General features: G+C 75.1%; 16 protein-coding genes. 7 read left to right on the top strand and 9 right to left on the bottom strand.

Annotation, left to right across the window (positions count from 1 at the left end):
- Nucleotides 1-24 precede the first annotated feature (24 nt).
- Nucleotides 25-726: a lysophospholipid acyltransferase family protein gene (locus ACGF7U_RS05900; protein WP_393103391.1), complete on the bottom strand. Its 702-nt coding sequence runs from the start codon at nt 724-726 to the stop codon at nt 25-27.
- 533 nt (nt 727-1,259) lie between these two features.
- Between ACGF7U_RS05900 and ACGF7U_RS05895 the strand changes: the two genes are divergently transcribed.
- Nucleotides 1,260-2,105: a DUF308 domain-containing protein gene (locus ACGF7U_RS05895; RefSeq protein ID WP_393103389.1), complete on the top strand. Its 846-nt coding sequence runs from the start codon at nt 1,260-1,262 to the stop codon at nt 2,103-2,105.
- A 225-nt stretch (nt 2,106-2,330) separates the two neighbouring features.
- On the top strand, nt 2,331-3,749 hold the full coding sequence (locus ACGF7U_RS05890) for a trehalose-6-phosphate synthase (protein WP_393103387.1): 1,419 nt from the start codon (nt 2,331-2,333) through the stop codon (nt 3,747-3,749).
- 8 nt (nt 3,750-3,757) lie between these two features.
- Here ACGF7U_RS05890 and ACGF7U_RS05885 read toward each other — a convergent pair whose 3' ends face one another.
- The 6 genes from ACGF7U_RS05885 to ACGF7U_RS05860 form a co-directional block, all read right to left on the bottom strand.
- The gene (locus tag ACGF7U_RS05885; RefSeq protein WP_393103385.1) at nt 3,758-4,561 is read right to left on the bottom strand and encodes an alpha/beta hydrolase; all 804 of its coding nucleotides are present in this window, start codon (nt 4,559-4,561) and stop codon (nt 3,758-3,760) included.
- 11 nt (nt 4,562-4,572) lie between these two features.
- Complete coding sequence (locus tag ACGF7U_RS05880) at nt 4,573-5,979, bottom strand: flavin-containing monooxygenase (RefSeq protein WP_393103383.1); 1,407 nt, start codon at nt 5,977-5,979, stop codon at nt 4,573-4,575.
- A 92-nt stretch (nt 5,980-6,071) separates the two neighbouring features.
- On the bottom strand, nt 6,072-6,779 hold the full coding sequence (locus tag ACGF7U_RS05875; RefSeq protein WP_393103381.1) for an endonuclease/exonuclease/phosphatase family protein: 708 nt from the start codon (nt 6,777-6,779) through the stop codon (nt 6,072-6,074).
- Between the two features lie 11 nt (nt 6,780-6,790).
- Nucleotides 6,791-7,738, bottom strand: coding sequence for an ROK family glucokinase (locus tag ACGF7U_RS05870; protein WP_393103379.1), 948 nt, complete (start codon nt 7,736-7,738; stop codon nt 6,791-6,793).
- A 76-nt stretch (nt 7,739-7,814) separates the two neighbouring features.
- The gene (locus tag ACGF7U_RS05865) at nt 7,815-8,459 is read right to left on the bottom strand and encodes a hypothetical protein (RefSeq protein WP_393103377.1); all 645 of its coding nucleotides are present in this window, start codon (nt 8,457-8,459) and stop codon (nt 7,815-7,817) included.
- Nucleotides 8,460-8,490: 31 nt separating this feature from the next.
- Complete coding sequence (locus ACGF7U_RS05860; protein WP_393103375.1) at nt 8,491-8,946, bottom strand: SRPBCC family protein; 456 nt, start codon at nt 8,944-8,946, stop codon at nt 8,491-8,493.
- A 190-nt stretch (nt 8,947-9,136) separates the two neighbouring features.
- On the opposite strand from ACGF7U_RS05860, the gene ACGF7U_RS05855 reads away from it, so the two are divergent.
- The 5 genes from ACGF7U_RS05855 (at nt 9,137) to ACGF7U_RS05835 (ending at nt 16,100) form a co-directional block, all read left to right on the top strand.
- Nucleotides 9,137-10,948: an AMP-dependent synthetase/ligase gene (locus ACGF7U_RS05855; RefSeq protein ID WP_393103373.1), complete on the top strand. Its 1,812-nt coding sequence runs from the start codon at nt 9,137-9,139 to the stop codon at nt 10,946-10,948.
- 14 nt (nt 10,949-10,962) lie between these two features.
- Nucleotides 10,963-12,657 carry a GAF domain-containing sensor histidine kinase gene (locus ACGF7U_RS05850; protein ID WP_393103371.1) on the top strand — a complete coding sequence of 565 codons (1,695 nt, stop codon included), beginning with the start codon at nt 10,963-10,965 and terminating at the stop codon, nt 12,655-12,657.
- A gap of 7 nt (nt 12,658-12,664) precedes the next feature.
- Complete coding sequence (locus ACGF7U_RS05845) at nt 12,665-13,333, top strand: response regulator transcription factor (protein ID WP_007072219.1); 669 nt, start codon at nt 12,665-12,667, stop codon at nt 13,331-13,333.
- 183 nt (nt 13,334-13,516) lie between these two features.
- On the top strand, nt 13,517-14,326 hold the full coding sequence (locus ACGF7U_RS05840) for an SAM-dependent methyltransferase (protein ID WP_393104129.1): 810 nt from the start codon (nt 13,517-13,519) through the stop codon (nt 14,324-14,326).
- 118 nt (nt 14,327-14,444) lie between these two features.
- Nucleotides 14,445-16,100 (top strand): putative bifunctional diguanylate cyclase/phosphodiesterase, encoded by a 1,656-nt coding sequence (locus tag ACGF7U_RS05835; protein ID WP_393104127.1) that lies wholly within the window; start codon nt 14,445-14,447, stop codon nt 16,098-16,100.
- Between the two features lie 18 nt (nt 16,101-16,118).
- Here the strand turns inward: ACGF7U_RS05835 and ACGF7U_RS05830 are convergent, their stop codons facing one another.
- Together ACGF7U_RS05830 and ACGF7U_RS05825 are read right to left on the bottom strand one after the other, a co-directional pair.
- Nucleotides 16,119-17,243, bottom strand: a complete 1,125-nt coding sequence (locus ACGF7U_RS05830) for a glycosyltransferase family 4 protein (RefSeq protein WP_393103369.1) — start codon at nt 17,241-17,243, stop codon at nt 16,119-16,121.
- On the bottom strand, nt 17,240-18,499 hold the full coding sequence (locus tag ACGF7U_RS05825; protein ID WP_393103367.1) for a M48 family metallopeptidase: 1,260 nt from the start codon (nt 18,497-18,499) through the stop codon (nt 17,240-17,242). The genes ACGF7U_RS05830 and ACGF7U_RS05825 overlap by 4 nt, the downstream gene beginning before the upstream one ends.
- Nucleotides 18,500-18,502 lie beyond the last annotated feature (3 nt).

Here is an 18,502-nt window from a genome sequence, read left to right as displayed (position 1 = left end):
GCGCCCGTCGGCTACCGCCCGCCGTCAGGCGGCGACCGGCTCGCGGGGGGCGGCGGCCGGGCTCTTGGCCTTCTGGGCGTACATGTCGACGTACTCGCGGCCGGAGAGTTCCATCACCTCGTACATGATCTCGTCGGTCACCGCGCGCTCGACGAACCGGTCACCGGCCATCCCCGCGTAGCGCGAGAAGTCGAGCGGCGCGCCGAACCGGATCCGCACCCGGGCGATCTTCGGGATCAGCTTGCCCGGCGGCTGGATCTCGTCGGCGTTGAGCATCGCCATCGGCACCACGGGGGCGCCGCTCTCCAGGGCCAGCCGGGCGACGCCGGTCTTGCCGCGGTAGAGCCGGCCGTCGGGCGAGCGGGTGCCCTCGGGGTAGATGCCGGCGATGCCGCCGGCGCGGAGCACCCGCAGTTGGGTGTCCAGCGCCGCCCTCGCCGCCCGGCCGCCCGAGCGGTCGACCGGAATGGTGCCGGAGCCGACGAAGAACATCTTCGTCAGCCAGCCCTTGACGCCCTTGCCGGTGAAGTACTCCGCCTTGGCGATGAACGTCACCCGCCGCTTCACGATCAGTGGCGTGAAGATCGAGTCGGAGAACGACAGGTGGTTGCTGGCGAGGATCACCGGGCCGGTGTCGGGCACGTGGTGCAAGCCCTCGACCTGCGGGCGGAAGACCAGCCTCAGCAGCGGGCCGAGGAGGACGTACTTCATCAGCCAGTACAGCACCGGCGTCCTTTCCCAGAGTGGTCGCGACGCCACCGCGGTCGCGGTCGTGCGATGAGCCTACGAACCCGATGCCTGCCGCCACAACGGGCTCCCGGCCCGCCACGGCAGGGTCCATCCCGGACGCCGGGCCCGACCGGCGGGACGTTCCGGGCGCTGCTCCAGCGCTCGCGGCGCCGCACATCGGCCCCGTCACCACCACCCGGAGGTACGTGAGCCGGACGCCGGCCGAGCCGGACGCCCGGGACCGGTCGCCGCTCGTCGTGGTGGCGTACGGGAGCGGCCGGGCGCCGACCCGACCGGGGCTGACCGGGGCTGACCGGGCGGCCGACCGGGCCCGGTTGGCCAGCATGCAGCAAGAACGGACATAGGGCCCTCGGTCCCGACCTGCGGCAGGGCGCTGACTTCGTACGCCGCGCCACAAGGCACTCCCGGAACCGGGTCCCGACGTGTCACGATTCAAGGCACGGCGCCCGGGGCGGCGCCGAGGGGGCTCAGGCGACCGCGCCGCGGGCGCGTGATGAGGAGGATGTCCGGTGTCAGCGGGTGGTGCCCGCCGGGGACGGCGGGACAACGGGCTCGACGCGAGCGAGTACGCCGTCGCCGGCGACGTGGATCCGCGCGTCGGCGAACACCTCCTCGACGTCCTCGCCGCCGGCGGGATCGCCGCCTACCTGCAACCCTCGGCCGACCTGAACCCGGTGACCCGCACCACCACCGTCCCCGCCCGCCCCGTCGACCGGCTCTACGTCGACCGCTCGCACCTGACCACCGCCCGGGACTACCTGACCCAGCTCGCCGACGAGACGGCCACCGAGCGGCCCCGCGACGCCGAGCCGGACATCGACGCCGAGTGGGCGCGGATCGTCGCCGGATTCCACACCACCCCCGCGCCGGGCGACAACCCGTGGCCCGCCGCGGAGGACGTGGACGACCCGCCGGGGCCGGCCCCGGGCCCGGTGACCCTCGGCGCGCCGGACGAGCCGTCCGGGCCGACCGCGACCGACGTGCGGCGGCTGCCGTACGCCGCGGACATCTCGGGGATCTCCGTCGGCCGGGCCCGTCAGGACGAGCCGTCGCTGCTGGACGGGCTGGACACCTTCGGCGCGGACCTGCCCGACGACGAGGCGGACGACGAGCGCTACACCCCGCCGCCGCCCCCGCCCCTGCCGCGCTTCTCCAAGTACACGGTGGTCGGCGTGCTGGCGATCGTGGTCGGCTTCGTGCTGTTCCTGTTCCCGTCGGTCTTCCCGGTCGCCGACCCCTCGGTGGTGAACCTGTTCGGCTTCACCGGCATCCTCGCCGGGTTCGTCGCGCTGATCTGGCGGCTGCGCCCCGGCGGCGACGAGGACCACGACCCGGACGACGGCGCGGTCGTCTGACCGACGCCCCGGCCCGGAGGCCCCGGCGTACGCTCCCCTCGATACCGGCTCGGGTCGCGGGCGCGCGGTGCCCGCATCTCGGGACGAGCGCCGCCCCACGCCGCAGGCGTAACAGTGGTGTAACTTACTGTCAGTAGGAATACCGCTGTCCGTCACTCCCCTCCCTGACTGCCCGGTTGTTCCTCGCTCGCGGCGGTCAACCCCCCTGCGATCGGAATGCCCGATATGCGACAGAGTTCCCTCGTAGTGGTCGCCAACCGCCTGCCCATCGACGACGGTGCGGCCCCCGACGGCGCGTGCGAATGGCGCCGGAGCCCCGGCGGCCTGGTCAGCGCCCTGCACCCCCTGCTGCGACACACCCCGGCGACCTGGGTGGGCTGGGCCGGCGGCACCGGGCCGGCGCCCGACGTGCCCGACGTCGACGGGGTCCGCATGCACACCGTGCCGCTCAGCGGCGACGACCTGCGCGACCACTACGAGGGCTTCGCCAACGCCACCCTCTGGCCGCTCTACCACGACTCCGTCGAGCAACCGCAGCACCACCGGCGCTGGTGGGAGGCGTACCAGCGGGTCAACCAGCGGTTCGCCGAGGCGACCGCCCAGGTGGCCGAGCCCGGCGCGGTCGTCTGGGTGCAGGACTACCACCTGCAACTGGTGCCCGGCCTGCTCCGGGCGCTCCGGCCGGACCTGCGCATCGGCTTCTTCCTGCACGTGCCGTTCCCGCCCCCCGAGCTCTTCATGCAGCTGCCCCGCCGCGCCGAGCTGCTGCGCGGCATGCTCGGCGCCGACCTCGTGGGCTTCCAGCGGGCCCAGGCCGCGCACAACTTCGCCCAACTCGTGGCCAAGGTGCTCGAACTCCCCGCCACCGACCGCCGGATCGCCGTCGACGACCGGGTGGTCCGGATCGGCGCCTTCCCCGTCTCCATCGACACCACCGAGATGGCCGCGCTCGCCGCCCGGCCGGACGTGGCCGACCGGGCCCGCCGGCTGCGCCACGACCTCGGCAGCCCCGAGCAGGTGATCCTCAGCGTCGACCGGATGGACTACACCAAGGGCATCGAGCAGCGGCTCAAGGCGTACAGCGAGCTGCTCGCCGCCGGGCACGTCAAGGTGCGCGACACCGTGCTGGTGCAGGTGGCCGTGCCGACCCGGGAACGGGTCGGGCAGTACCAGATCCTCCGCGAACGGGTGGAGCGCGAGGTCGGGCGGATCAACGGCGAGTTCGGCCGGGTCGGCGAGCCGGCGATTCACTACCTGACCCAGCCGTTCGACCGCGCCGAACTGGCCGCCCTCTACCGGGTCGCCGACGTGATGGCGGTGACCCCGCTGCGGGACGGCATGAACCTCGTCGCGAAGGAGTACGTCGCCGCCCGGGTGGACGACACGGGCGCCCTGCTGCTCAGCGAGTTCGCCGGCGCCGCCGCCGAGCTGCCGCAGGCGTACCTGGTCAACCCGCACGACCTGGAGGGGCTCAAGCAGGGGCTGCTCTCGGCGCTGCGGGCCAGCCCCGACGACGTCGGCGCGCGGATGCGGGCCATGCGGGCACACCTGCACCGGCACGACATCCGGGCCTGGGCCCGCTCCTACCTCTCCACCCTCGACGAGAGCGGCTCGCTGCTGACCCGGCTGGGCGCCGCCGGCTGACGCCGGGGTCAGGGTCGGCCGGGCGCCGCCGGATCCTTCTCCAGCCAGTCCAGGATCGCGTCGACCGGCTCCCGCCACCGGGCGTCGAGCATCATGTCGTGCCCCATCCCGGGGAAGAGCAGCGGAGCCGAGCCGTACCGCCGGGCCGCCCGGGTCAGCGCCGCCGCCGGCACCACCCGGTCGTCCGGGCTGCCCAGCACCAGCACCGGCGGGTCGCCCACGGCGGGCTCCGCGGCCCGTCCGGTCAGTAGCTGCCACTGCGCCCGCCGGCCGGCCCGGCCGAGCCGGGAGGCGTGCCGCCGGGCCTCGGCCTCCGGCAGCTCCCGGCTGAACAACTGGCGACGGTGCAGCCGCAGCGGCCCGCCGAACACCGCCGGCAGCGTGCCGAGCGGGTTGCGGCGCAGCGCGGCGCCGAACGTCGCCCAGCCGCCGAGCACCGGCGCGACCAGCACCCCGGCCCGGGCCGGGTAACGGGCCAGCGCGTGCGTGACCACCAGGGCCCCCGCGCCGTGCCCCACCAGCACCGCCTGGCGCGGCAGGCCCGCCGCCACCTGGGCCACGTCGTGGGCGTACGCCCGCAGCGTCGCCTCCGGCGCCGGACCGCTGCCGCCGTGCCCGCGCAGGCTCAGCGCGTACGCCGGGAAGCCCCGGGACGCGGCGTGGCCGAGCCAGTGCTCGGCGAACGCCCAGGCGCCGTGCCCGAAGCCCGGCACGAAGAGCAGCGGCGGGCGCCCCTCCTCCAGCTCGGGGGCCACGCCGAGCACCTCACGCCGGACCGGGCGGACCGGGCGGGCCCACTCCCGCCCCCGCATGACCCGCACCTTCACTTGTCCTCCAGGTCGTGGAGCGCGCGTTGGACGGCGCGCAGGTAGTCGGCGTGGCCCACCTCGAACCAGTGCCGGCTGCTGTCCTTGACGGGCCCGGAGTAGCGCTCCCCCGCCTTCGCCGCGACCCTGGCGGCGAAGGCCGCCGCCCGGTCGGGACGGGTCAGGCGCAGCCGCAGCAGCCGGGCGAAGAGCACCGTCTGCCAGTGCGACAGGGGGAACATGCCCGAGTCCGGCTGCACCAGGCCGGCGACGGCCAGCGTCGGGTGGCCGGGGGCGAAGGCGTTGAGCCAGAGCGTGGGCCGGCCCGTCCCGCCGTCGTCGCCGAGCACCTTGGGGTCGAGGAACTCGAAGCGCGGCAGGTAACCGGTGGCGAAGACGACCAGCTCCGGATCGATCTCCCGGCCGTCGGACAGCTCCACGGCGTACGGGTGGAAGCGGGCGACGTCCGGCACCGGGGCGATCCCGCCGTGGCCCACGTAGTAGACGAGCTGGCTGTTGGCGATGGGGTGCGTCTCGTACACCCGGTGGTCGGGCTTCGGCAGGCCGAACCGGGTCAGGTCGCCGACGGTCAGCCGCAGCGTCCAGTGGTAGAGCCACTGCCGCACCCGCAACGGCACCCGCAGCGCCAGCAGCGCGTCGTTGACCTGGTCGGCCGGGCGGCCCAGGACGTACTTCGGGGCGTACCAGTAGCCCCGGCGGGTGGAGTGCCAGCAGCGCGACGCCTGCTGGGCGGCCTCGACGGCGATGTCGCAGCCGGTGTTGCCGGCGCCGACGACGAGCACCCGCTTGCCGCGCAGCTGCGCCGGGTCCTTGTAGGACGAGGCGTGCATGACCTCGCCCCGGAACTCCTCCAACCCCTCGTAGCGGGGCAGCTTCGGCGACCAGTTGTGCCCGTTGGCGACCACCACCGCCGCGTAGCGGGAGGTGCGCTCCGGGCCGTAGCCGCCGGTGCTGCGGGTGGTCACGTCCCAGCGGTCGCCGTCGACCGGCTCGACCCGGACGACCTCGGTGCCGAACCAGACGTGCGCGCGCAGGTCGAAGTGGTCGGCGTAGCGCTCCAGGTATGACAGGAACTGGCTGTGGTGCGGGTAGTCCGGCCAGTCGTCCGGCATCGGGAAGTCGGGGAACTGGGTGAACGGCCGCGACGAGATCAGGTGCGTGCTCGCGTACACCGGGCTGCGGTCGTGCCGCCAGTTCCAGGCCCCGCCGACGCCGGTCTCCCGCTCGTAGCAGTCGACGCCGAAGCCGTGCTCCTTGAGGTTCTTGATGGCGGCGAGCCCGCTGGCCCCGGCGCCGATGACGCAGACGGTGTCGCCCCGGTCGGAGACCGGCCGGCCGTCGCGGGTCAGGGCGAGCGTGCTCGCCTCCGGGTCGGGCCGGCCGTGGTCGGTGGAGGTGGACACCGGGGATCTCCTTTTGTGCGGCGCGAGGGCCGGGTCGCGCAGAATCCTCTCCACATCGGAGCGGGATGTCCAGCCCCCGACGCGGAGGACGGTCAGTCGCCCCCCGGCAGCAGCAGGTCGACCAGGACCGGGAAGTGGTCGCTGGCCCGGCGGGTCTGCGGGGTGTCGACCACGTCGTAGTCGACCACCGTGATGCGCGGGTCGACGAAGAGGGCGTCGATCCGCCGCCGGGGGTTCGCGCAGGAGTAGGTGAGCCGGTCGGCCCGGTCCATCGCCACGGCGGCGTCGGTCAGCCCCCGCGCGACGGTGGCCCACGCGGGCCCGTCCGGCCCCTCGTTCAGGTCGGCCGCGGCGATGACCGGCGTGGCGGCGGCGTCCAGGTCACGCTTGAAGAGCGCGGCCTGCCCGGGCCGCTCCGCCGGGTCGGTGGACAGGTGCGACCCGGCCACGGTGAACCGGGCGCCGCCGGCGACCACGCACTCGGCGTACGCGGCGCCGCGCAGGTGCCGGCCCGGGGTGAGCGGGAAGCGCCGGCACCGGGTGGCCGCCACCCGCACCCGCAGGCTGGTCAGCAGCAGGTTGCCCAGCGCGGGCAGCCCGCCGGCTGCCACCACCAGGCCGAACGACTCGGCCAGCGCCGCCGACTTCTGCCGCCAGCGGAACCGGCGCGGCCCCTCCTGCACGACCACCACGTCCGGGCGGGCGGCGCGGACCACCGCGGCCAGCGCGGCCGTGTCGTCCCGCTGGCTGTGGATGTTGTACGACACGACGCGCAGCGGCACGCCCAGTTCCCGCGTCACCGGCACCGCACTCAGATCCGGCGGGCCAGGTCGGCGGCGCCGATGACACCGGCGGTGTTGCCCAGCTCGGCCGGGCGGATCTCGGCCACCGGCAGCCGGCTGCGCTGGGCGAGGGCGTCGGTGAACGACCGGCGGGTCGGGCCGAGCAGCAGGTCACCGGCGTCGATCACGCCGCCGCCGACGACGAGGACCTGCGGGTCGAGGATCTGCGCCATGTCGGCGAGGCTGGTGCCGAGCCAGCGCCCGACCTGGGCGAACGCCTCGGTGGAGACCGGGTCGCCGCCCTGCGCGGCAGTGGTGACCATGGGTCCGGTGACCGCCTCGGCCTCACCGCCGGCCAACTCCAGCAGGGCCGTGGCACGGTGCGGCTCCTGCCGGGCGGCGGCGCGCGCGAACCGCACCAGGGCGCTGCCGCTGGCGTACTGCTCGATGCAGCCGAGCCGGCCGCAGCCGCACTGGTGGCCGTCGGGCACGGTGAGCATGTGGCCCAGCTCGGCGGCGATGCCGTTGGCGCCGCGCAGGAGTTCCCCGCCGAGCACGATGCCGCCGCCGACGCCGGTGCCGATGGTGAACATGACCATCGAGTCGTCGGCGTCGCGGGCCGCGCCGTGGCGGAACTCCGCCCAGGCGGCCACGTTGCCGTCGTTCTCCACGATCACCGGCAGGCCGGTCGCGGCGCTGACGTAGTCCCGCAGCGGCTCGTCGCGCCAGGCGAGGTTCGGCGCGAACAGCACGGTCGAGCGGCTGGCGTCGATCCAGCCGGCCGCGCCGATGCCGACCGCCTCGATCGACCGCCCGACGGCCAGCTCGCTGACCAGTTCGATGATGACGTCCCGGGTCTTGGCGACGTCGTCGGCGGGGGTGTCCCGTCGGGCCTGCACGAGGACCGTGCCGGCGGCGTCCACGACCCCACCGGCCACCTTCGTGCCACCGACGTCGACTCCGATGGTCAGCGTCACCGCTGCCACTCCCCTCTGCTGTGCTGCCCGCACCGGCGCCGCCGGGCGACCGGCGCGTGGTCGGGATGTGCGATGGTCAGGCTCCGTCGCCTGGTGGGTGCTCGCCCGCGTCACCGGGCACCCGCGAGGCGGGCACCACGGGACGGTCGGCGGACGTCCGCACGGTCGCCGCGGGGGCCGGCCCGGCGGCGTCGACGGGCGGTGCGGCGGCCGGGACGGCCACGTCCTCCGCCCGGGTGGCGGCGGACCAGACGTCCCGCTCCGCTGCCGGCTGAGAATCATGCCCGCTACGGGTGGCCTCGCGCCACACGTGGTCGTCCGCGCCACCCGGCGAGCCGGTCGACGCCGCCGCGGCGGCCGGCTCGGCGGCGGGCTCCGGCGGGGCGAGGGCGCGCAGCAGGCTCGCCACCCCGGCGGCGAGGTCGCCGGCGCCGGTGGCGAGACGCTCGGCGAATTCGGGACTCGGGTCGCGCAGCGCCGCGATGCCGCGACAGACCGGACAGACGCAGCATTCGGGCGCGCCGGTGGCGAAACCGCCCCCGGACGCCCCGGCCGTCCCGCCCGGCGCGGCGCTGTGACCGAGGACACCCGACACGATCCCACCGAGCGGACCCCACGGGCCCGTCGCGGAGCCGGCCGCGGCGAGCCGGGCGCCGGCCAGCAGCGTGGCGACCAGCCGTTCCGCCTCTTCCCGGGCCGAACCCGGATCCGTTGCACCCATGGTCGGCTCCTCTACCGTGCCGCCGGACGCGTCACTGCGCCGCACCGGGTGCTTCTACCCGGCGCTTGAGCTGCTTCAACGCGGTATCCATGATCATTTTCTCGGCCTTGCGGCGGAACATGCCGAGCATCCCCACGGAGAGCTCGACCTCCAGGGTGTAGGTCACCGTCGTCGTGCCGTCCGGGTTGGCCACCAGGTCGTACGAGCCGCGCTGGGACTTCTGCATCTTCGACGGCGCCACCAGGTGCCACTCGATCCGGGAGAGGTCCTCGGCGTACTCGTAGGCCAGCACGTACTCGTCGGCCATCACCCCGGCGTCGATGACGAACCGGACCTGGCTGGCGTAGCCGTCCTCGTACTCCTCGATCACCTCCGCCCGCCGCACCGCTTCGGTCCACTCGGGGTAGCTCGGGAAGTCGCAGATGACCGCCGCCACCCGTTCCGGTGGCGCGCCGACGACGATCGACTGGGTGGAGGAGTCCGCCATGGGGGGAGGCTACCCGGCGGCGGCCCCGTCCACGCCGCGCCGCCCCCGCACCCGGGGCGGGGCGTGTCCGCACGGGGGCGCGGGGCACGGGGCGACCTGCCTTTTCGGCCCGCCCGCCGGGGCGGGTAGGTTTCGACAGAGCCGACCCGTGGTGGCGGCCGGCACGGCCAGTGAGCACGAGGGAGTGCAGGTGCGCGAGTTCTCCGTCCCGCCGATCGTCACCGTCGGCGACGCGGCCAACCTCACCGATCCGGTCTGGGACAACGCCGAGGTCGCCCCGGACGCCGTCCAGTTCGTCCGCCCGGCCCGGGCGGCGGACGGCGGGCAGGCGTGGGCCGACGTCACCTGCCGGCAGTTCCGCGACGAGGTCGTCGCGGCGGCCCGGGGGCTCGTCGCCGCCGGCGTCCAGCCCGGCGACCGGGTCGGCCTGATGAGCCGCACCCGCTACGAGTGGACCCTGCTGGACTACGCGATCTGGGCGGCCGGCGCGGTCACCGTGCCGATCTACGAGACCTCCAGCGCCGAGCAGGCCGCCTGGATCCTGGCCGACTCCGGCGCGGTGGCCTGCGTGGTGGAGAGCAACGCGCACGCCACGCTGGTCGCCGGCGTGCGCGACCGGCTGCCGGAGCTGCGGCAGGTCTGGCAGATCGACCTCGACGGGGTGGACGAGCTGGTCCGGGCCGGCGCGACGGTCGACCCGGCGGAGGTCGAGCGGCGGCGCGCCGCCGTCGGCGCCGACGACCTCGCCACCATCATCTACACCAGCGGCACCACCGGCCGCCCCAAGGGCTGCGCGCTCACCCACCGGAACATGTACGCCGACATCGCCAACGCGGTGCCGGTGCTGCCGAACCTGTTCCGGCCGGGCGCGTCGACCCTGCTGTTCCTTCCGCTGGCGCACGCCTTCGCCCGGCTGATCCAGATCGGCATGGTCCACGCGCGGGCCACCATGCGGCACTGCTCGGACACCAAGAACCTGGTCGCCGAGCTGCAGGACTTCCGCCCCACCTTCGTGCTCTCGGTGCCCCGGGTGTTCGAGAAGGTCTACAACGGGGCGAAGCAGAAGGCCGAGGCCGAGGGCAAGGGCAGGATCTTCGCCCGGGCGGAGCGGGTCGCCATCGCGTACAGCGAGGCGCTGGAGACCTCCGGCGGGCCCGGCCTGGCGCTGCGCGCGCAGCACGCGCTCTTCGACAAGCTGGTCTACCGCAAGCTGCGCGCGGCGCTGGGCGGCCGGTGCCGGGACGCCATCTCCGGCGGCGCCCCGCTCGGCGCGCGGCTGGGCCACTTCTTCCGCGGCGTCGGCGTCAGCGTCTGCGAGGGGTACGGCCTGACCGAGACCTCCCCCGCCGCCGCCGCGAACCTCCCCGACGCCACCCGGATCGGCTCGGTCGGCCGGCCCCTGCCGGGCGTGACGGTCCGGATCGACGACGACGGCGAGATCCTGATCTCCGGCGACCTGGTCTTCCGGGGCTACTGGCGCAACGAGGAGGCGACCGCCGAGGTGCTCACCCCGGACGGCTGGTTCCGCAGCGGGGACCTGGGCCGGCTCGACGACGACGGCTTCCTGAGCATCACCGGCCGGAAGAAGGAGATCATCGTGACGGCCGGCGGCAAGAACGTCGCCCCGGCCGTCCTGGAGGACCAGGTCCGGGCCCACCCGCTGGTCAGCCAGTGCGTGGTGGTCGGCGACCGGCAGCCGTTCATCGCCGCGCTGGTCACCCTCGACGAGGAGGCACTGCCGCGGTGGCTGGCCGCCGCCGGCCTGCCGGCGGACACCCCCGTCGAGAAGCTGCACCGGCACGAGGGCCTGCTGGCCGAGATCCAGGGCGCGATCGACACCGCCAACCAGGCGGTCTCCAAGGCCGAGGCGATCAAGGTGTTCCGGATCCTGCCCCGCGACTTCACCGAGGCGACGGGGGAGCTGACCCCGTCGCTCAAGGTCAAGCGCCAGGTCGTGCACAAGTCGTACGCGGCGGAGATCGCCGATATCTACCGACGCTGACTACGATCCGTCACGTGCCCGCCTCGACGCCCTCCCCGCCCCAGCCGCATCCCCTCGCCGCCGCGGCGCGCGTGGTCATGCTGGCGCTGGTCGCGGTCCTGACCCTGTTCGCCACGCGCGACCTCGCCCAGCTCTGGTGGGTCGCGCTGCTCGCCGCCGCCGGGCTGCCCGCCCTGTTGGCGCCCGAGCACCGGCTGGTCGGCCCGCTCAGCCGGGTGGCCGAGGTGGTGGTGCTGGGGCTGGCCGCGAGCCAGGTCGCCGCCGTGGCCACCATCGGCGGAGAGATCGGCGGGCTGGGCGCCTCCGCGGTGCTGCCCTACCTGGCGGTCCCGGTGACGGTCACCGCGCTGCGCCGCCGGTTCGCCGAGGGAGCCGCCCTGCTGGCGGTCACCGCGGCCACCCTGCTGCTCGCCGGCGCGCTCACCGAGGTCGACGGCGGCCGGCAGATCGCCCAGCTCGGCTACCTCGCCGTCTGCGCCCAGTGGCTGATCCTGGCCGGGCTCGGCCTCTACGCGGCCAGCACCCTGCACCGGGTGATGCGGGTCCGCGACGAGGGCAAACCCCAGCCGTACGCCGAGGCGACCCGGCTGCTGACCCAGCTGCGCACGGTGGCCCGGCAGCTGCCCGGGGCCACCCTCGATCCGGGCGGCATCTCCGAGCACCTGCTGGAGGAGCTGCGCACGGTGGCCCGGGCCGACCGGGCGGCGGTGCTGTCGGCCAGCGGCGGCGGGCGGCTCGTGGTGCTCGCGCAGGTGGGCGTGGACCGGGTGGACTGGGAGACGACACTGGACGCGGATTCGGCCATCGCCGACGCGTGGGCCAGCCAGCAGCCGCAGACCGCCGCCCGGTCGCAGGCCCGGTCGCACCGCGGCGGCGAGGTCTCCGCGCTGATCGTGCCGCTGGTCGCGGGGGTGCGTACGGTGGGTCTGGTGGTGCTGGAGGCGGACGCCGCGCAGGCGTACCCGGCCGGGGTGGTGTCCCGGGTGACCGGGCTGACCCGCCCGGCCGCGCTCCGGCTGGAGGCGGCGCTGCTCTTCGACGAGGTCCGCTCGCTGGCCACCAACGAGGAGCGGCAGCGGCTGGCCCGGGAGATCCACGACGGGGTGGCGCAGGAGCTGGTGATGGTGGGCTACGGCATCGACAACGCCCTGGCCACCGTGCACGACGACGCCGAGGAGACCGCCGAGAGCCTGCGCGCGCTGCGGCACGAGGTGACCCGGGTGATCACCGAGCTGCGGCTGAGCCTGTTCGAACTGCGCAGCGAGGTGGACCGGCACGGCGGGCTGGCCGCGGCGATTGCCGAGTACGCCCGCACCGTCGGCGCCTCCGGCGGGCTGCGGGTGCACCTGTCCCTCGACGAGTCGACCGCCCGGCTGCCGGCCGCCACCGAGGCCGAGCTGCTGCGCATCGCCCAGGAGGCGGTCACCAACGCGCGCAAGCACGCCGGGGCGTCGAATCTCTGGGTCACCTGCGAGGTCGACCCCCCGTACGCCCAGATCGAAGTGTCGGATGACGGTCAGGGGATCGCTGACCAGCGCTCGGACGGGCACTACGGTCTTGCGATCATGGCCGAGAGGGCGGAACGTATCCGGGGCCGGTTGGAGATCAGGCCGCGGCAACCGAGCGGCACGACCGTGGCGGTGGTGCTCGGCTCCTCGCCCCGGCGCGATAACGTGCGCGGTAGCGCAGCGGCAGCAGAAGGGGAGTAACCCGAGGATGACCACAAGTCCGACACCGGCCACCCGTACCAAGGTCCTCCTTGTCGACGATCACGACCTGATCCGCAAGGGCCTGCGGCACGCGTTCGAGCGTGACCGGCAGTTCGAGGTCGTCGGCGAGGCCGCCACGGCGGCGGAGGGCGTGCGCCAGGCCGGTGCGCTGCAGCCGGATGTGGTGATCATGGATCTGCGGCTGCCCGACGGCAGCGGTCTGGAGGCCACCCGGGCGCTGCGCAAGTCGAGCGCCTCGATGGGCATCGTCGTGCTCACCATGTACGCCGGCGACGACCAGCTCTTCGGCGCCCTGGAGGCCGGGGCCAGCGCCTTCGTGCCCAAGACCGCGCCGGCCGACGAGGTCGTCGCCGCCGCCCGGCACGCCGCCTCCTCCCCCAGCGCCTTCACCGCCGCCGATCTGGCCGAGGCGATGAAGCGCCGGCTGGCCCCGTCCGGGCCGCAGCTCTCCCCCCGCGAGGGCCAGGTGCTGCGGCTGCTCGCCGACGGGATGAGCGTGGCGGGCATCGCCAAGCAGCTCTTCGTCAGCGAGTCGACGGCCAAGACGCACATCTCGAAGCTCTACGAGAAGCTGGGCGCGGCCAACCGGGCGCAGGCGCTGATGACCGCGCTGCGGCTCGGCCTGCTCGAGGCGCCGGACGCCCCGAAGTTCTGAGCGCCGGCTCCGTCGCCGCACCACCGACAGGTCCGCGCCCGGCCGACGCCGGCGCGGGCCTGTCGTCGTATCGACCGGCGTCGTCACCTTTCCAGGCGGCGCGCTATGGTCTCCCCGGCGGTGAGCCGGCAGAATACCGGCGCGGGCAACGGCGTCCGCACCGCCGAGACGAGGGGTGAGCACATGCAGCGGCCGGACTGGGCACCCGACGAGATCGACATCGAGCGCCCCAGCGTGGCCCGCATGTACGACTACTACCTCGGCGGCTCGCACAACTTCGCCGTGGACCGGGCGGCGGCCCAGGCGATGGTGGCCGCCGTGCCGGAGGCGCCGCTGATGGCGCAGGCCAACCGGGCCTTCCTCCGCCGGGCGGTGCAGTTCCTGCTCGACGCCGGCGTCCGGCAGTTCCTGGACATCGGCTCGGGCATCCCGACCGTCGGCAACGTGCACGAGATCGCCCAGCGCGACGCCCCCGACGCCCGGGTGGTCTACGTCGACGTGGACCCGGTGGCGGTGGCGCACAGCCGGGAGATCCTCGACGGCAACGACCGCGCCGCGGTGGTGCAGGAGGACCTGCGCCATCCCGAGCGCATCATCGCCCACCCCGAGGTCCGCCGGCTGCTCGACTTCGACCAGCCGATCGCCGTGATGATCGTGGCGGTGCTGCACTTCGTGTCCGACGACGACCGGCCGGCCGAGCTGCTGCGCACGCTGCGCGAGGCGCTCGCGCCGGGCAGCTACCTGGTGCTCTCGCAGACCAGCGCCGACGGCCGCGCCGACGACGAGCGGGCCGAGGCCGAGCGGGTCTACCGGCGCACGGACAGTCCGCTGTGGATGCGCGGCCGGGGCGAGCTGACCGCCCTCTTCGACGGCTTCGAGCTGGTCGACCCCGGCGTGGTCTGGGTGCCGCAGTGGCGCCCGGAGACCGCCGACAGCGCCGAGGACGCCGAGCGGGCAGCCTTCATCGGCGGCGTCGGGCGGCTCGGTGGGTGAGCCGCCCGGGGCGGCCGCGGTCGCCACGCCGCCGGGGACGACCGTCGGAAGCCCGCCCCGCCCCGGCGTCTTCGCCCGGGCGTGGGCGAAGGCCGTCTCCGGCACCAGCTACCTGCCGATGACCCAGGCCCAGCTCGAGGCGCTGCTGCAACGCCTCACCGACCAGCTCGCGGCGGCGCTGCTGTCCGAGCCGTTCGACCTGCGGGTCGGGCATCGGGTCGCCACCGAGCTGGTGGCCGCACACATCGCGTCGCCCGAGGCGTTGGGGCGTACGGTCGAGGTCGTCCAGCTCCGGTTGGCCCGCGACCTCGGGCTGGTCGGCGAGGAGGTCGGGGACCGGCTGGCCCGGCTGTTGGCCGCCGTGGCCACCGGCTATTCCCGCGCGCTGCGGGACCGGACGCTGGACGAGCAGGAGTCGATCCGGCGGGCCGCCATGACCGCCCGGGCGCAGGCGGAGCGGGCGCTGCGCGCCAGCGAGGCGCGCTTCCGCCACCAGGCGACCCACGACCCGCTCACCGACCTGCCCAACCGCGCGCTGTTCACCGAGCGCCTGAGCGCCGCGATCGACTCACCGGGCCGGGCCGCGGAGCGTGTCGGTGTCTGCTTCCTGGACCTGGACCGGTTCAAGGTGGTCAACGACTCGCACGGGCACCAGGTCGGCGACGGCCTGCTGACCACCGTGGCCGACCGGCTCCGCCGGGCCCTCGACGGGCACCTGGTCGCCCGGCTGGGCGGGGACGAGTTCGTCGTCCTGGTCGAGCGCACCACCGGCACCGACGACGTCGTCGCCGTGGCGGAGGCGGCGCTGGCCGCCGTCCGCGAACCGGCGCTGGTGGACGGGCACGAGCTGTGCGTGTCGGCGAGCATCGGCATCGTGGAGCGCCCGGTCGCCGGCACCTCCCCCGGTGACCTGATGCGGGCGGCCGACAGCACGCTGCACTGGGCGAAGGCCGCCGGCGGCGCCCGCTGGGCGCTCTACGACGCCGACCGCGACCGCCGGGAGCTGGCCCGGTACGCGCTCTCCGCGGCCATTCCGGCCGCCCTGGAGCGGGGCGAGTTCTACCTCGACTACCAGCCGCTGACCTCGCTGCGCGACGGCCGGGTGGTCGGCGTGGAGGCGCTGGTGCGCTGGCGCCACCCGGAGCTGGGCATCCTGCGGCCGGACAGCTTCATCGGCCTGGCCGAGGAGACGGGGCTGATCGTCCCGCTCGGCGGGTGGGTGCTGGCCGAGGCGTGCCGGCAGGCGGAGAGCTGGTCCGCCGCGGCCGCCGCGGCCCCGTTCGTCAGCGTCAACCTGGCCGTGCGGCAGGTCCGCCGCCCCGGGCTGGTCCAGGAGGTCCGCGGGCTGCTGCGGCGCACCGGCCTGCCGCCGGAGCGGCTCCAGCTGGAGATCACCGAGAGCACCATGATGAGCACGGCCGAGGAGCCCGTCCGGGCGCTGCGGGTGCTGGCCGACCTCGGCGTACGCATCGCCATCGACGACTTCGGCACCGGCTACTGCAACCTGGCGTACCTGCGGGACCTGCCGGTGACGGAGCTGAAGGTGGCGGGGCAGTTCGTGGCCGGGCTGCGGGCGCCGGAGAGCCGCGCCGACGAGCGGATCCTCGCCTCGCTCGTGTCCCTGGCGCACGCGCTGGACCTGACCGTCACCGCCGAGGGCGTGGAGACCGCCGGGCAGGCCGAACGGCTGCGGGCGATCGGCTGCGACGCCGCCCAGGGCTGGCACTTCGGCCGGCCGGACTCCGCCGAGCGCCTCCTCGAACGCCTCCGCTGACCGTCGGCGCCGCGGGCCTCAGCCGGCCAGCAGGGCGGCCATCCGCCGGGCCTGCGCCTCCCAGCGCCACTCCCGCTCCACCCAGGCGCGACCGGCCGCGCCGAACTGGCGGGCCAGGTCCCGGTCGGCGAGCAGCGTGGCCACCCGGTCGGCGAGCTGGGCGACGTCCCGGCCGGACACGACGAACCCGGTCTCGCCCTCCCGGACCGCGTCCGGCGCGCCACCGGAGTCGCCGGCGACCACGGGCAGGCCGGTCGCGGATGCCTCCAGGTAGACGATCCCGAGCCCCTCGACGTCCAGGCCCCGGTTGCGGGTGCGGCAGGGCATCGCGTAGACGTCGCCGGCGGCGTAGTGGGCCGGCAGCTCGGCCGACGGCACCGACCCGGTGAAGACCACGTCCCGCTCGACCCCCGCCTGGCGGGCCAGCTTCTCCAGCGTGGCCCGGTAGGGCCCGCCCCCGACCACCAGCAGCGCGGCGTCGGGCACCCGCCGCCGGATGGCGGGCATCGCCCGGATCAGCATGTCCTGACCCTTGCGCGGCACCAACCGGGACACGCACACCACCACCGGGCGGTCGGCCAGGCCGAGCCGGAGGCGGACCGGTTCCCCGTCGACGGAAGGGTGGTAGGTGTCCACGTCAACGCCGGGCGCGAGCCGGTGCAGCTCGGTCACCCCGTGCAGCGCCCGCTCCAGCCGCACCCGGGTGTACTCGCCCAGGTAGGTGGTCACGTCCACGCCGCGGCCGATCCGGCGCAACGCGGCCCGGGCGGCCGGCAGCGCGGCCCAGCCGACCTCGTGCCCGTGGGTCTGCGCCACCGCCCGGCGGATGCCGGCCCGACGACGCAGGCCGGCGGCGAGCAGCCCGAGGGGGGCCGCCGCGCCGAACCACACCGTGTCGCAGTCGTACGCCCGCGCCAGCCGGGCGGCCCGGCGGGCCACCAGCGGGGTGGGCAGCAGCACCCGGGTGCGCTCCCGGACCACCTCGAAGGGCTGGTCGGCGTCGAACTTCTCGGCGCCGCGCCAGGTGGAGGCGTAGACGACCACCGAGCCGGCGGGCTGGCGCACCGCGAGGTTGTGCACGAAGGACTGGATGCCGCCCGGACGGGGTGGGAAGTCGTTGGTGATCAGCAGCGTACGGCTCATCGGCCGGCCTCCCTGGCGTGGGCGCGGGCGGCGGCCATCCGCTCGACCGTGGACGGGTGCGTGGCGGAGTAGAGGTACTCCCAGCGCGGCGGATCGGGGTCGGCGAGGTTGATCCCGGCGAGCCGGCGCTGCATCGCCTCGAAGGCCGCCGGGTCGCCGGTCAGGGCCAGCGCGTGCGCGTCGGCGCGCGCCTCCACCCGCCGCGACATCAGCGCCTGCACCGGCGCGGACACCAGCCCGGCGACCGTCACCAGGGCGATCAGCAGGGGGAAGGCACGCGGTTGGGCGACCGAGTCGACGCCGGCCAGCCGCAGCAGTGGGCCGGAGGACCCGAGCAGGTAGAGCGCGACCACCGCGGCGGCGGCGCCCAGCGCCCCCGTCAGCGTGCCGACCGCCACGTCGCGGTCCTTGGCGTGCCCCAGCTCGTGCGCCACGACGGCGGTCACCTCGGCCGGCGTGGCCTCGCGCAGCAGCGTGTCGTAGACGACCACCCGCCGGGTCGGCCCGAGCCCCGAGACGTACGCGTTCACCGCCCGGGTGCGCCGCGACGCGTCGGCGACCAGCACGTCGCGCACCGGTACGCCGTCGCGGGCCGCCATCTCCACGAGCTGGGTGCGCAGCGGGCCCTGCTCCATCGGGGTGAACCTGTTGAACACCGGCTCCACGAGCACCGGCAGCACGAAGGAGAGCAGCACCACAAGCGTCGCCGCGCCGGCCGCGCCGAACGCCCACCACCAGCGCGGCGACAGCCGGATGACGGTGTAGAAGCCGAGCAGCGCCACCGCACCGATGACGGCGCTGACCGCGTACGACTTGAGCAGGTCGACCGTCCAGCCGCTCCAGCCGTTGGTGCTCAGCCCGTAGCGCGTGAGCACGCTCTGGCGCCAGGCGGCCAACGGCAGGGTGACCAGGTCGGCGACGAGCACCACGGCGAGCCCGCCGAGCACGGCCTGGGCGGCCCAGTGGCCGCCGAAGGGGCGGCCGGCCAGCTCGACGAGCCGGCTGCCCAGCGGGGTCAGACCGAGCGCCAGGGCGACCAGCAGGCCGACGGCCAGGGCGGTCCAGCCGGCGGGGCGCAGCGCGGAGCGGAACTCCCGGCTGCGGGCCACCTGGTCGGCGGGCAGGTCGCCCAGCGCGGCCAACTGGTCGGCCCGCGGCGCGGGCGGGCGTTGCCACGGGATCAGCAGCACGGCGGTGACCACCAGGGCCACGGTCAGGCCGACGAGGGTCAGCACCGCCCAGCCGCGCGGGGTCATCGC

Origin of the sequence: Micromonospora sp. NPDC047670, assembly GCF_043204915.1 — a bacterium.
Taxonomy (GTDB): Bacteria; Actinomycetota; Actinomycetes; order Mycobacteriales; family Micromonosporaceae; genus Micromonospora.
Note: the sequence above shows the minus strand (reverse complement) of the source record. Positions and strands in the feature narration are given on the sequence as shown.

Excerpts from the sequence above, each read along its gene's own strand:
- ACGF7U_RS05865 (WP_393103377.1), bottom strand. The coding sequence starts at position 8,459 with ATGGGTGCAACGGATCCGGGTTCGGCCCGGGAAGAGGCGGAACGGCTG.
- ACGF7U_RS05840 (WP_393104129.1), top strand. The coding sequence starts at position 13,517 with ATGCAGCGGCCGGACTGGGCACCCGACGAGATCGACATCGAGCGCCCC.
- ACGF7U_RS05825 (WP_393103367.1), bottom strand. The coding sequence starts at position 18,499 with ATGACCCCGCGCGGCTGGGCGGTGCTGACCCTCGTCGGCCTGACCGTG.
- ACGF7U_RS05860 (WP_393103375.1), bottom strand. The coding sequence starts at position 8,946 with ATGGCGGACTCCTCCACCCAGTCGATCGTCGTCGGCGCGCCACCGGAA.
- ACGF7U_RS05845 (WP_007072219.1), top strand. The coding sequence starts at position 12,665 with ATGACCACAAGTCCGACACCGGCCACCCGTACCAAGGTCCTCCTTGTC.
- ACGF7U_RS05885 (WP_393103385.1), bottom strand. The coding sequence starts at position 4,561 with ATGCGGGGGCGGGAGTGGGCCCGCCCGGTCCGCCCGGTCCGGCGTGAG.
- ACGF7U_RS05890 (WP_393103387.1), top strand. The coding sequence starts at position 2,331 with ATGCGACAGAGTTCCCTCGTAGTGGTCGCCAACCGCCTGCCCATCGAC.
- ACGF7U_RS05830 (WP_393103369.1), bottom strand. The coding sequence starts at position 17,243 with ATGAGCCGTACGCTGCTGATCACCAACGACTTCCCACCCCGTCCGGGC.
- ACGF7U_RS05835 (WP_393104127.1), top strand. The coding sequence starts at position 14,445 with ATGACCCAGGCCCAGCTCGAGGCGCTGCTGCAACGCCTCACCGACCAG.